Origin of the sequence: Allorhodopirellula heiligendammensis, assembly GCF_007860105.1 — a bacterium.
Taxonomy (GTDB): domain Bacteria; phylum Planctomycetota; class Planctomycetia; order Pirellulales; family Pirellulaceae; genus Rhodopirellula; species Rhodopirellula heiligendammensis.
Genome location: NZ_SJPU01000003.1, coordinates 806,153 through 818,408, shown reverse-complemented (window position 1 = coordinate 818,408; position 12,256 = coordinate 806,153). Strand labels below are relative to the sequence as shown.

General features: G+C 59.0%; 12 protein-coding genes. 3 read left to right on the top strand and 9 right to left on the bottom strand.

The genetic code is table 11. The features are described from left to right. Positions 1 to 66 precede the first annotated feature (66 nt). Both Poly21_RS22940 and rph read right to left on the bottom strand, forming a co-directional pair. Complete coding sequence (locus tag Poly21_RS22940; RefSeq protein WP_146409344.1) at positions 67 to 1,431, bottom strand: hypothetical protein; 1,365 nt, start codon at positions 1,429 to 1,431, stop codon at positions 67 to 69. A 30-nt stretch (positions 1,432 to 1,461) separates the two neighbouring features. After that, complete coding sequence (rph, locus tag Poly21_RS22935; protein WP_146409343.1) at positions 1,462 to 2,211, bottom strand: ribonuclease PH; 750 nt, start codon at positions 2,209 to 2,211, stop codon at positions 1,462 to 1,464. A 335-nt stretch (positions 2,212 to 2,546) separates the two neighbouring features. Between rph and Poly21_RS22930 the strand changes: the two genes are divergently transcribed. Beyond that, positions 2,547 to 3,713 carry a DUF1559 domain-containing protein gene (locus tag Poly21_RS22930; RefSeq protein ID WP_146409342.1) on the top strand — a complete coding sequence of 389 codons (1,167 nt, stop codon included), beginning with the start codon at positions 2,547 to 2,549 and terminating at the stop codon, positions 3,711 to 3,713. A gap of 64 nt (positions 3,714 to 3,777) precedes the next feature. Further along, entirely contained in the window at positions 3,778 to 3,972 is a 195-nt protein-coding gene (locus Poly21_RS22925) for a hypothetical protein (RefSeq protein WP_146409341.1), read from the top strand. Positions 3,973 to 4,242: 270 nt separating this feature from the next. Here Poly21_RS22925 and Poly21_RS28495 read toward each other — a convergent pair whose 3' ends face one another. The 6 genes from Poly21_RS28495 to rpsT form a co-directional block, all read right to left on the bottom strand. Beyond that, on the bottom strand, positions 4,243 to 6,408 hold the full coding sequence (locus Poly21_RS28495; RefSeq protein ID WP_146409340.1) for an adenylate/guanylate cyclase domain-containing protein: 2,166 nt from the start codon (positions 6,406 to 6,408) through the stop codon (positions 4,243 to 4,245). 3 nt (positions 6,409 to 6,411) lie between these two features. After that, on the bottom strand, positions 6,412 to 7,236 hold the full coding sequence (locus Poly21_RS22915; RefSeq protein ID WP_302120260.1) for a GntR family transcriptional regulator: 825 nt from the start codon (positions 7,234 to 7,236) through the stop codon (positions 6,412 to 6,414). Between the two features lie 95 nt (positions 7,237 to 7,331). Beyond that, positions 7,332 to 7,589: a DUF4404 family protein gene (locus Poly21_RS22910; RefSeq protein WP_146409338.1), complete on the bottom strand. Its 258-nt coding sequence runs from the start codon at positions 7,587 to 7,589 to the stop codon at positions 7,332 to 7,334. Beyond that, positions 7,573 to 8,961 (bottom strand): tyrosine--tRNA ligase, encoded by a 1,389-nt coding sequence (gene tyrS / locus Poly21_RS22905; RefSeq protein WP_146409337.1) that lies wholly within the window; start codon positions 8,959 to 8,961, stop codon positions 7,573 to 7,575. The genes Poly21_RS22910 and tyrS overlap by 17 nt, the downstream gene beginning before the upstream one ends. A 75-nt stretch (positions 8,962 to 9,036) precedes the next feature. Continuing rightward, complete coding sequence (ispD, locus tag Poly21_RS22900; RefSeq protein WP_146409336.1) at positions 9,037 to 9,750, bottom strand: 2-C-methyl-D-erythritol 4-phosphate cytidylyltransferase; 714 nt, start codon at positions 9,748 to 9,750, stop codon at positions 9,037 to 9,039. Positions 9,751 to 9,904: 154 nt separating this feature from the next. Continuing rightward, positions 9,905 to 10,177: a 30S ribosomal protein S20 gene (gene rpsT, locus Poly21_RS22895; RefSeq protein ID WP_146409335.1), complete on the bottom strand. Its 273-nt coding sequence runs from the start codon at positions 10,175 to 10,177 to the stop codon at positions 9,905 to 9,907. 356 nt (positions 10,178 to 10,533) lie between these two features. Between rpsT and cobA the strand changes: the two genes are divergently transcribed. Then, positions 10,534 to 12,063, top strand: a complete 1,530-nt coding sequence (gene cobA / locus Poly21_RS22890; RefSeq protein ID WP_302120258.1) for a uroporphyrinogen-III C-methyltransferase — start codon at positions 10,534 to 10,536, stop codon at positions 12,061 to 12,063. 44 nt (positions 12,064 to 12,107) lie between these two features. Here the strand turns inward: cobA and Poly21_RS27855 are convergent, their stop codons facing one another. Beyond that, the gene (locus Poly21_RS27855; protein WP_302120257.1) at positions 12,108 to 12,233 is read right to left on the bottom strand and encodes a hypothetical protein; all 126 of its coding nucleotides are present in this window, start codon (positions 12,231 to 12,233) and stop codon (positions 12,108 to 12,110) included. Positions 12,234 to 12,256: the final 23 nt, after the last annotated feature.

Here is a 12,256-nt window from a genome sequence, read left to right as displayed (position 1 = left end):
CGAGTGTGCAAAAGTTAGGTTAGCGACGGGACGATGGTCCCGTCCGAGGGACAGCTGCCTCTCACCCTAACGCGCCCTGTCAATTGCCTCTGTTAATAACGAGCGAGGCAACTCCACCGGCTGATCGTCGCCAACGAAGGTGAATGCGTTGATTTTTTCGACCAAGGTTCTCCCGGGCGTGAGCGTGCGGAGGAATTCAGCGTATTGTTGCCGGTGCGGGTCGGCGAGACCGCGATACCACAACGCAAATTGAGCCAGCGGCTCTCCTGTGAGAATCGTTTCCCCAAAATGTCGCTGCTGCGCATCGTGATCGGGCTCGCTCCAGGCAGCGAAGAACACCGCCGGGATGTCGCTGTCGGCGATCGGCGACGACCACTGGACTGCCGCCGCCCCGGTGTCCCACGACCCATTGGTGGCGAACGGTTCGACCTTGCTCTGCAACGTCACGCTGACACTCGCATTCCTGAAAGCAGTAGGTAGCATCGCTTGAAACGCCCCCTCGACAAGCAAACCCAGCGGATCAAAGTCGCGGTCGCTGACTTCAGTACCATCGTCCAGATTATGTGTGCTTTTATATTTCGTGAGTTCCGACTGATAAAACTCTGTTCTCCGAATCGATGCACGCAGCGACGCCCCCAGCTCCTTAGCATTGCCGAAAATAGCTAGCGATGCGACCGCCGGCTCGTCTCCCTCGACTTGCAGTTTGCGGATGACGGTGTCGCGAAGCAAGCCGGCCATCGCCGCCTGGTCCTCGCTCTGGAACACCGCGACCATGTTCGGCAGGTCGGCAAGGGAGAAGTAATTTCGCTCGACGAGATACTGTCCCACGCGGGCCATCAATCGTTGCCCGCCCAGCTCTCCGCCCATGTCGAAAACCATCCCATAGGCCCAGCAGTAGCCGGAGACGTTTTTCAAATCGCGACGGATGTCCTGGTCGATCAACCTCTCAAGGCGAGCCAGGATTGCCTGACCAGCAAATTCCTCGTGCGCCCAATTCAGCAGCAAGTCGACGGATTGGTCGATCGCGGCATGACGATCCCTCTCGCTCTGCTGTAAATCGTCCTCACCGCGAAACCGTTCGACGTAGAGCGAGGCCGATCCGAGAGGCGATGCCAAGCAGACATATTCACCTGCGCCTCCCACATCGGCGGGCATCTCGCCATGAAAGGTGCCCACGAATGTGTGCGAGCCGTCCTGAATCTGCTCCAAGGCAGGCTGGTAGAACTCCCGCATGTGAGCCAACTCGGCATCCGACAACGATGAATGATCGCTGCCCTCGCTGCTCGGCTTGGCCGTGACCGTCAAGGTTCGCTGCATCGATCCGCCGTCCGGGACCAGACGCAGGTCGTATTCCTTGCGGGCACAGCCTGCAGCGACACCGACCAAGCTCACCAACAACCACGTGACCCTCGAGCCAGGGAGACGCAACATCGAACACTCCTGAGTATGAGCACAAAGGGCTCATTGTACCCCGATTGCATGCACTTGTTTTTGAGTCAATTCGCGGATGCCTTTTTTTGCCAACGCCAGCATGCGGGCGAGCTGATCGTCGTCAAAGGTGGCCTCTTCCCCAGTGCCTTGGATTTCGATGAACCGACCGTCCCCCGTCATCACAACATTCATGTCGACATCGGCGGCAGAGTCAAGTTGATAGTCGAGGTCCAAAACGACGTCGCTTCCGATCACTCCCACACTAATGGCTGCAACGCTACGTGGCAGGACATCAGCGACAACGATCGGCGGATCGAGCAGTGGCGTTGCCGCCAGCCTGGTGACGGCGAGCGACAAGGCAATGAACCCGCCTGTGATGGATGCGGTGCGGGTGCCGCCATCGGCTTGCAAGACGTCGCAGTCCACCGTAATCGATCGTTCGCCGAGCGCCTCGAGATCCACGACCGCACGGAGACTGCGTCCGATCAGTCTTTGAATTTCAGTGGTTCGGCCGTCCACTTTGCCGCCGCGATCGCGACTCTTGCGCGGACTCGTACTGCCTGGCAGCATGTTGTACTCGGCCGTTACCCAGCCCTTGCCACGACCGGCCATCCACGGCGGCACGGTGGTCTCCACCGATGCCGTGCACAGCACGATCGTCTTGCCGCTGCGATACAGCACGCTGGCGGGATTCGACTCCAGATAGCCACACTCAACCCGCACATCACGGAGGGCATCGTGAGGGCGGGACTTGATGGATTCGGATGCGGCTGCAGTCATAAGAATAGGATCGCTGTACAAAGAGTGAAGTTGTTGGATGTGGAGTCGTCGGGGGTGAAGCAGTCTATTTTCAGACGGGGGTCATCGCTAGATGGACTCATCGGTCCAAGCGGGGCGCCGCCAAGCTATCTCCAGGGAGAGGCACGGAAAGGGCGACGGACAGGAGACACGCCCTGCTTGGCGAGCGGACGCCCCCGAAAACCACTGCAACGCGCTGTTATTTGCCGTAGACCGAGTCTGGAACGTGGTGTAGAATTCCCCACCGCTGCACATGCGCTGCGTGAGAATCCACTTGCGCTGTTCGTCTACCGCCTCTTTCTCTTAGAGTTCTTTTCATGAAATTCCATTCTGCTCGGCGTGGTTTCACGCTTGTCGAGCTGCTCGTCGTCATCGCTATCATTGGCGTGTTGGTTGGTTTACTGTTGCCCGCCGTTCAAGCTGCCCGCGAAGCAGCACGGCGAATGAGCTGCAGCAATAATCTGAAACAGCTGGGTCTTGCCGTTCACAATTACCATTCGGCGTACGACCAATTGCCGATGCAGGCAGGCGGTACCTATCTAGAGAACGTTGACAAGGGAACCTGCGACGTCGCACCGGGACACAATGCACGTCGCCTGAGCTTTCTGGTCGGCATGCTTCCCTTCATCGAGCAGCAGGCCTTATGGCAACAGATCAGCAACCCTCACCAGGGCTGGGCTGCGATGGGCTGTGCGGGCTGGCAGGGTGCCTACGATCCTTGGGCAACGCAGTTGCAAGCATTCAAGTGCCCCAGCGACCCGGCCGTGTCGAGCTGGGGATTGGGAACCACGAACTATGGAGCCAATGCGCTGGGCGATTCACCGAGCTACGGTCAAGCTGGATATCACGAATTCAACGGTGGGCAATGGAAATTCATCCAAGCTGCCACGGGAAGCTGCCGCGGCTTCTTCGTACCGCGACACGCCAGCAAATTCCGGGACATCCTCGACGGCTTGAGCAACACGGCGATGCTGGGCGAAATGATCAATGGATTGCAAGACCGCGACAAACGATCGCTCCCCAGCCTAGGCAAGGGCTGGGGCGGAGCGGCCGGAGCACGCGGTACCTCGCACGCTTGCAGCGACGACGTCGACCCCACCCGTCCGCTGTTCTGGCGGACGACTGGTGTCACGCTCGACACGACCGCGTCCCGCAGCCGCGGCGCCCGCTGGGCGTATTCGTTGCCGCTTTTCACGAGCGTGAGCTATTCAACGGGCCCGAACCGAGAAATGTGTTTCGGTGCCGACTGGGAAAACTCGGGCCAGTGCCCACCGAGCAGCCACCACCAAGGCGGCGCCCATATCGTGATGGGCGACGGCGCTGTTAAATTCATTACCGATTCAGTCGATTGCGGTAACAGCAATTCGCCCGCAATCATGCCGACGGACGCTTCCGCGCTACCAGCTGGTTCGGCCAGCCCTTATGGCTTATTCGGGAGCATCGGCACGCGAGCTTCCAACGAAGTCCTCGAAAGCGAGATTTGATCCAGTCTTTCCGATTGGAATCTCACACCTCTTCAACCTTCCTTTCAACCATAGCATTTTTTGAATGAAGATAACGACAACCTGCAGCGCATCTCCCGCAACCTCGCTCCCGCTCGCCCTCTTTCTGCTGGTCGGCGGATTGATTGTCCCAATGGTCGGTTGCGGCCCAGACAACAGTACGGAGAAAGTCGCACCGGCGACCATGACTCCTGAACAACTCGAAGAAGAGCGCACGCCGGTAAAACCGAGCGGTGCGTAACAAAACGGGTCGTTCGGGGTAAGCCAATGCGCTGACACCACACCCCAGCGCAGCACCCACGCCGGAGTGCAATCCTCTGTTCGAAAACATGAACACAAAGAGAGCGGCGACATGAGTCTCCGCTCTCTTTTATTATGAACCTGCGTTTGCCTGTTGAGATTCAGAACATGGACGTGCCCCGCGACGCAGAGAAGCCCGTCAAGTCATGGCAACCCAACAGTTTGACGTGGCGTGAATCACCGCAGTAGCCGGTCGGCGCGTTTGAACTCGCTACTTCGCAAAAGCGAGCACGCCATCCCAGCCTGGTGGTGCGACGCGGTGATGCTCTAGAATTCGTTGCAATAGCACATCTTTCGGTCGATCCCACGCAGGCAATTCGTGCAACTGCTGATAGGCATCGTCCCACCGCCCCTCTCCGAATGCGGCAAAGGCGGCACGCGATAGCTCCAGTTCATCCTGGCTGAGCTGTGGATGGCCTTCGAGCGGGACAATCAGCTGATAGATCTCGACGGGTGTCCGCGTCCCTGCCGCACGCACCCGGCCGAGTGTTCGCAACCGAAACCCTGCACCGGAGCTACCATGGATCACACCAGGCCCCTCCGCTACGGATAAAACGCTCGAATCGATCGGCTGAGCCTCCGACGCTGGACCTCGCAAATGTTTCGCCGTGAGGTGATCAACAATGATCTCGACACCAAACACCTTCGTCAGCCCTTCGAGTCGGCTGGCCAGATTCACCACGGGGCCGAACGCCGTCACCTTGACTTGATCGACCGTGCCAATCCTTCCCGCGACCGCGCGACCCGATGCGATCCCAATTCCACAGCGAAACTCAGTCTCGCCTCTGGCATAATCGCGACGAATATCGGCTGCTGCTTGAGCGGCCGCAGCGCTCGCAGCAATCATTGGATCGGTGCCGTGTGGCAGGGGCAATGGCCAACCCCAAAACCCCATCGCAGCATCCCCGTGAAAATCGCCGATGACCCCTTCGGTATTAAGGATGTGCTTGGTCATCACGCCGAGAGCATCACTGACCTGTTCGAGCAACGTGAGCAATTGGCCGCCCTGAATTTCGGACGTCAGAGAAAACCCACGCAGGTCACAAAACATGACCGACAGACTGCATTCACGCGGCTGCAGCCAATTCTCTGAATCGGTGCCAGCGATCGCATCGAGTACGACCGGCGCAAAGAATCGGCGCATCGCCGCATGCCGTTGCTGAAACTGATTGGCCTGACGGATTCCCGACACCAGCGAGCCGACGACTTCAGCGAATTTGACGTCGTCACTCAGTCGATCGACAAGCGTTCTCGCATCGCTCGCCGAACTTCCCGACATGCGGGTCCCGGCCGCCATCACGCCCGCTCGGCTGCCGGTCACGTAGAGCACCCAACCACGGCACGCCTCGCTCCGCAGGGGAACACAAAACGCCCAATCAACGTTCTCGTTCACGGTGTACTCAGGAACCTCAGCCTCCGCCCCGTGCTGGCCGGCGGACGGCCGCGAGGGCAACGTCTCCCAGAGATGCAGGACGCTATCACGGCGGCGCAGCGTAGCGTTGACCAACTTCGTGCTCACGTCGTGCGAGTTCGACTGATTGTCACGAACATCGTAGTGCAGGATCTGCATGGCAGATGCGTCCGACATCGACTCAGATGCTTGCAAATCTGGGTCGCGGACATTTGCTCGCACAATTGCGACAGCCGATGCAGAGGGAGTCGCCCGCAGCAAAACATCGGTGACCCGAGCAAATAGCTCATCGTCACTGACACTTCCTGCAACCAGATCAGGCAGTCGAGCTAACAGTTCGATGCGGGCCTGCGAATCATAAAAGTTCTTCTGTCGGAGAGCCGACTCAGCAAACGCCATTTCCGTCACCTCACCGCTGTCGGATCCGACCATGTAGTCAGGCGTCGGTGAAGTGGATGAATCAGAAATTGCGGGACCTCCTGCAAGCTCAGCAGGCCGGGAGTCTCGGTTCGGTTCGACAGAAAACCCTGGACGGCGAGCGAGTGTGAAGGTGGTCTTCCCAATCACAAAGTGCTCGCCGGGAACGAGGACAAACTGATCGCGTGGCTTACCGCGGTAGAAGATCGGGTTGCGGGCACGCGGATCACGCTCGACCTGCAATCGATCACCACTCAGTGGTGTCAGGATCGCATGGTGCCGCGAGATGGAACTGTCCCAAGGAACCGCCCATGGGATCGCGGCAACATGGCGTTTCTGACGCTGTCCCGGCGCTGTGGCCGCACGCACATCGACATGGGCGGGACCGCCCAGCAAAGATGACCGCTCCGGCGGTGGAGACGACTGCGGCTGACGTCCGAGCAACACGTCGCGACCAGCGGCGATCTCCGGCAACCCGCGTCGCCAACGGCCTGAGCCGGGCGTGGTTCCCTGGGATTCGACAGCCCCTTGCGCGATGAGGTCAGGCATGAATCACTCGACCTCGGATGCCTGGCCAATATCAGATTCCATACCGAGCTGTTCCATCAATTTCAGATACAGCATCAGCCCGTATTGGATGTGCTCGAGCGCGGCCGCCGCTGCCGCGTCCGCATCATGGCTGGCGATGGCATCCAAGATCGCTTGATGTTGAGCGCAAGTCAATTTCATTGAGTCGGCGTCGTGAATATTCTTCCGAATTCCAAATACGCGGATCAAGGCATGTGAGTGCGTGGCCGTTTGCACGATCGCGCGGTTGCCTGTCGCCTCGAGAGATCGCATATGAAACGATAAATCGGCACGGTCAAACTCCCGCTTGATTTCACGCCCCGCAACGTCAGTCCCTGAACGCTCCTGATCAGCGGCCGCGGCGTACATTTTCGTGAGCTCCGCTTCGATGCTCGCGATTTGGTCCGCGGTCGCCTTGCGAGCAGCAATCGCCGCTGCACCAGGTTCGATAATCTCGCGCACCTCGTAAATCTCAATCAGTTCGGCGCGTCCAATCGTACGGACCACGGCACCGATTTGAGGAACGAGATCGACCAATCCTTCATTAGCCAGTCGCCCGGCAGCCTCACGCACGGGCGTTGCACTGACACCGAGTTCCTTTCCGATGGGCCCATAGAGCAACCGAGTTCCTGGTTCAAAATCTCCCGAAATCAATCGGTTGCGCAGATACTGATACGCACGAATGGAATGAATCTCTTGGCCCACGGGCTCTCTCGTTCTAGCAGATACTTCGTTGCGTTTCGCATCCTGTGATGCACCCATCTGGATCGGAGTGCGACTGATTGTACTCGACGCTCTGCGTATCAACATGGGGTGGATTAGCGTGGGACGAGCGTCCCCCACCGACCACCCACCGCTATGAAAGGCGGTGGCAGGAGTCACCGAGCAACCGATCGCCAGGAAATTCAGATTCCCATTTGCGCGAGCATGTCCGCTATGCGCCCGACACTATTGGTCAACGATGGATGCGACTCCTGGAACTCCGCAGTGGCATCGCTCAATCGAGTAGCAATCGAGTGGGAACTGACATCTTGCTCGTCGAGACTATGCTCGATTTCATCAACGGTCGTCTGCAGTTGCCGCCGCTGCTCGGGAGCTAAGCTTTCGAGACCAGCAAGCTGAGCGCGGAGCTGCTGGAGCGTTTCTTCAAGTTGCGTTCGCATTTTTTTCACCTAAGGATGCATCGGGCATGAGTTTTAACAGTGCATATTTTCGCTTCCCACGACGCAGCACAACGACACTTCGCCCCGCAAAATCTTCGCGTGAGATCCGCTTCTGTTCATCTCCAACGCGAACGCTATTGAGCGAGATGCTGTTTTCCTTGACGCTACGACGTGCGTCTCCGCCGCTCGAGCATAGCCCAGCCAGCTGCAACGCCTCGATGATCCACAATCCATCACCGGCAATCTGCTCCGTCGTGACATCACAACTGGGCACATCAGCAAAGATTTCCTGCAGTTCCGCATCGGGCGTATTTCCAATGTCACCGCCGAAGAGAATGGTCGTCGCTCGCTCGGCCGACTGCAGACCCTCACTGCCATGCACCAACTCGGTCATCCACTGGGCCAAGCGTTTTTGAGCCGCCCGTTCTCCAGCTGCCTTGTCGGTTCGCTCAGCTAACTCGTCGTACTCATCTTTATCGATCTCGGTCAGGTAAGCGATGCATCGCATCACATCTTCGTCGTTGACATGGACCCAGTACTGGTAGAACGCATAGGGGCTGGTGCGATCCGCATCCAACCAAATCGCACCCTTCTCAGTCTTACCCATTTTTTTGCCATCGCTGGTCGTCAGCAGCGGTGCGGTCAGCCCAAAGAGCTGGTCACCTGTCATCCGCCGACCCAGATCAATGCCAGCAGTAATGTTGCCCCACTGGTCGCTACCGCCGGCCTGGATACGGCAGCCATGAGTCCGCGATAAATGCACAAAGTCATACGCCTGCAACAACATGTAGCTGAATTCGGTGTAGCTTAATCCCGCATCGCTATTGATACGGCTCCGCACCGATTCTTTGCCCATCATCGTGCCGATGGGGAAGTTCTTACCAACATCCCGCAGAAATTCGAGGTACGAGTAGCCCTTCATCCAATCAAAATTGTTTAACAACAGCGCGCCATTCTGGCCGCTGAACCCCGCCTCGCCCGCGAAGTCCAGGAAGCGCCGCATTTGTGCAGCGACCCCGTCGACATTGCATTGCAACTGTTCCGCAGAGAGCAAATTGCGTTCTTCACTCTTGCCACTCGGGTCGCCGATCATCCCTGTGGCACCTCCGACCAATGCGATCGGGCGATGCCCCGCTCGCTGGAACCGACGCAGCATCATCAACTGCATCAACCCACCCACGTGCAGACTCGAGGCGGTCGGATCAAAACCGATGTAGATACTTTGCGGCCCCGAAGCTAGTAGTTTGCCAAGTCCATCTTCATCGGTGGTCTGGTGGATCAAGCCACGCCACCGCAGTTCCTCAAGCAGGTTTTCAGTTGAGGACGTTCCCGCTGATGTCTCGGCGACCGCTTCGGAGTTCGACTGCGTCATGCTAATTAGTTTTTGTGTTGTTGATTCGGATAACTTCGGGCGGCAAGAACGATACCCCGTTGCGTCAGTGGGGAATTACGATAACCGGGTTTGCATCAATGCTGCGGCGACCGCCAAGTCTTCGGGATAAGTGATTTTTAGATTGTCTGCAGCGCCGCTGATTAGCGAAACGGGATGACCTGTTCGCTCGACCAACTCCGCGTCGTCCGTCGCAGGCCGGCCCCGATGGCGAGCATATGCTTGACTCACAACGTCGACGGCAAACACCTGCGGTGTCTGGGCTACCCATACTCCTCTGCGATCGATGGTCTGGCAAGCGGAATTGTCGCCAGAGCCACGCTTGAGTGTTCCGGTCACGGGCGTGGCCAAGATCGCCGCACCCGTCTGCGCCGCACACTCGAACACGGCCGATACGTCGGAGTCCTTCAGCAACGGGCGAGCGGCGTCATGGATCGCTATCCAACGAGTCGCTTCACTACTGGAGCGATTGATTTCCGCGAGCGCCGCAGCAACGCTGTCGCTGCGTTGGGCACCGCCAATAACAAGCCGAACCCTGTCGGGCTGCGACAAACTCGATACCTGATCCGCAAAACGATCGTGATCCTGTGGGGACACGACCAGCCAGATGAGGTTCACCTCAACTCGGCGCAGCAGCGTTTCGGCGGCATGCGTCCAGAGCGGACGCCCGTCCAAATGAGCAAAGAGTTTATTGGCGTGATCACCAAATCGCTGGCCGCTGCCAGCGGCGGGCAAGACGACAGCAACGCTCGCGACCGGGAGTGATGTCATGTCGCTCGTTTTCACTGGTTCCCGAGATGCGACCGTAGGATGGGAGCGTTCTCCCGTCCGAGATACCACCACATTGAGCTGATCTGCGATTGGGCACGCTCGGGACGGTGTTCCAAGCTACCGATGGCGGAGATCAACGAAATCGGTGGGCCAATTAGGCGGCTTGTGCGACCTTTTTCACCGCTGCAGCGAGTCGGCTCTTGGTCCGAGCGGCGGCGTTGCGGTGGATGACATTACGAGCCGCAGCTTGGTCGAGCTTTTTGCACGCCAACCGAAACTCGCTCTGAGCCTTTTCGTGCTCGCCAGCAGCAACTGCTTCGCGGACACGGCGGACAGCGCCACGCATGTTACTGCGGACGCCGCGATTTCGGAGACGGCGGACTTCGCTTTGACGGAGTCGTTTCTTGGCGCTCTGGGTATTTGGCATGTGTTTGGCAGCGGCAATCGCGCGCCGCCCCGTTGGAGACTACAGAAAATGTTGATTTCGCGGCGGGCGTCCGCCTGCGAGTGAATTGGCAAGCGGCGTATTATGCCCATCGGACGGGCGGCTGTCCAGATCCAAGCAAAACTTCCATAATCGGTGCCACCGGAAGGAGTGATGAATGCATCGTCCCCGCTCCCCTCGGCGCTGCGTGCATGGCGGAATCGGTCTGAATGTGCGAATACTCGCCCGCAACACAGCCCGGGGGACGGTCAAAGCGACCTACCTGCTGTGTAGGGTTCGCACGTCGCCCGCCCGCTCCCCCGATATTTTGGAAAACCTATGTCTGGAAACCACCTTTCGTGATCTCACCTCAGAAAAATCCCATCGCCCACACCGCTCCCGGATTCGTCGCTCTGGTGGGGGCGGGGCCCGGCCACCCTGAATTGCTGACCCTCCGCGGCGAACACTGGCTGCGCCGCTGCGACGTGGTGCTCTACGATGGGCTCACCAATGCCGACATGTTGGCCCATGCACCTCAAGCTGAGTGCATTTGTGTTGGCAAGCATGGGCAAACTCGAATCTGGACCCAACCCGAGATCATTGCCGAAACACTCCGTCATGCCTCTGAGGGCAAGTGCGTGGTGAGGCTCAAGGGAGGCGATCCGGCGGTATTTGCACGGACCAGCGAAGAGGTCGACGCGCTCGTCGCCGCAAAAATACGTTACGAGATTGTGCCCGGGATCACCGCCGCGTTGGCGGCAGGATCCTATGCAGGCATCCCCATCACCCATCGCGGAATCGCATCCGCAGTCGCCTTGGTGACCGGGCACGAGGAGCCAGGCAAGTCCAAATCTGCTCTGGATTGGGCTGCTCTGGCGGCTTTCCCGGGCACGCTGGTGATTTACATGGGCGTGACAACCGCACAGACATGGACGCAGGCACTGCTCGACGCAGGAAAACCGCCAGAAACGCCGTGCGCATTGGTGCGCCGATGCAGCCTACCGGACCAGCAACAGATCTCCTGTCGGCTCGACGAGGTGGTGGAGCAACTGACACCCGCCAGCCGATTCCGGCCGCCGGTGATTACCATTGTGGGCGAAGTGACGCGACTGGCCGAAACGATGGACTGGTTCCGCCGCCGACCACTCCATGGCCAACGCGTGCTCGTGACGCGCCCGGCCGACCAAGCCGATGAACTCGCTCGCCCCCTCGAGGAACTGGGCGCCAGTGTGGTTCGCCACAGCGTTATCGAGGTGAGTGCACCCCAGGATTGGTCGGACGTCGACGGTGCTATCGATCGGCTACCTACCTTCCAAACCATCGTTTTTGCCAGTGCCAACGGAGTGCGATATTTCATGGATCGCATTCTCGAATGCGGCCGAGATCTACGCTCTCTTGCCGGCCTGCGGATTGCCGCCGTTGGCAACGCAACAGCGGCTGCTCTGAGTAAGTATCACCTGGTCGCCGATACGATTCCCCCACAATTCGATGCCGATGGTCTGATCGCGGAACTCGGCGAGAGTGTCCGAAACGAACGCGTACTAATCATTCGGGCCAGTCGCGGCAGCCACGCATTGCCTGTTGGTTTGCGGTCCGCTGGCGCTGACGTCGCCGAAGTCGTCGCGTACCAAAACACGGATGCCGCAGCCGCGAATCCGGACATCGCTGCCATGCTACGCCGCGGCGAGATCGACTGGGTCACCGTCACGAGCAGCGCAACCGCCGAAAACCTGGAGCGACTCTATGGGGACGATCTGGAGAAATGTCGCTTCGCGGCGATCAGTCCGATCACCGCCGAGGTACTCCGCCGATATCACCGCCGTGTCGATGCGATCGCTCCCACGGCAACCATGCAAGCCCTCGCCGACGCCATCGCAGCCCATGAGTAGCGGAGTCTCTCCGAGACTCCGACCACCATCCGAGACCCGGAACTCTACCAGAGCTCCCGCAGCGATACATGGATGAACTGTCCGGCAAATCCGAACTGCCCGACGCACTGCTCAACGCAGCGGACGAGCAACCGATCCTGCTGATCGACGCGGCGAAGGATGAAACTCACAGCAACGCCGTCGTATTCAACAA

Coding starts and splice junctions, on each gene's coding strand:
- Poly21_RS22940 (WP_146409344.1), bottom strand. CDS start 1,431: ATGTTGCGTCTCCCTGGCTCGAGGGTCACGTGGTTGTTGGTGAGCTTG.
- rpsT (WP_146409335.1), bottom strand. CDS start 10,177: ATGCCAAATACCCAGAGCGCCAAGAAACGACTCCGTCAAAGCGAAGTC.
- Poly21_RS22930 (WP_146409342.1), top strand. CDS start 2,547: ATGAAATTCCATTCTGCTCGGCGTGGTTTCACGCTTGTCGAGCTGCTC.
- Poly21_RS22925 (WP_146409341.1), top strand. CDS start 3,778: ATGAAGATAACGACAACCTGCAGCGCATCTCCCGCAACCTCGCTCCCG.
- Poly21_RS28495 (WP_146409340.1), bottom strand. CDS start 6,408: ATGCCTGACCTCATCGCGCAAGGGGCTGTCGAATCCCAGGGAACCACG.
- Poly21_RS22915 (WP_302120260.1), bottom strand. CDS start 7,236: ATGTTGATACGCAGAGCGTCGAGTACAATCAGTCGCACTCCGATCCAG.
- Poly21_RS22910 (WP_146409338.1), bottom strand. CDS start 7,589: ATGCGAACGCAACTTGAAGAAACGCTCCAGCAGCTCCGCGCTCAGCTT.
- ispD (WP_146409336.1), bottom strand. CDS start 9,750: ATGACATCACTCCCGGTCGCGAGCGTTGCTGTCGTCTTGCCCGCCGCT.
- tyrS (WP_146409337.1), bottom strand. CDS start 8,961: ATGACGCAGTCGAACTCCGAAGCGGTCGCCGAGACATCAGCGGGAACG.
- rph (WP_146409343.1), bottom strand. CDS start 2,211: ATGACTGCAGCCGCATCCGAATCCATCAAGTCCCGCCCTCACGATGCC.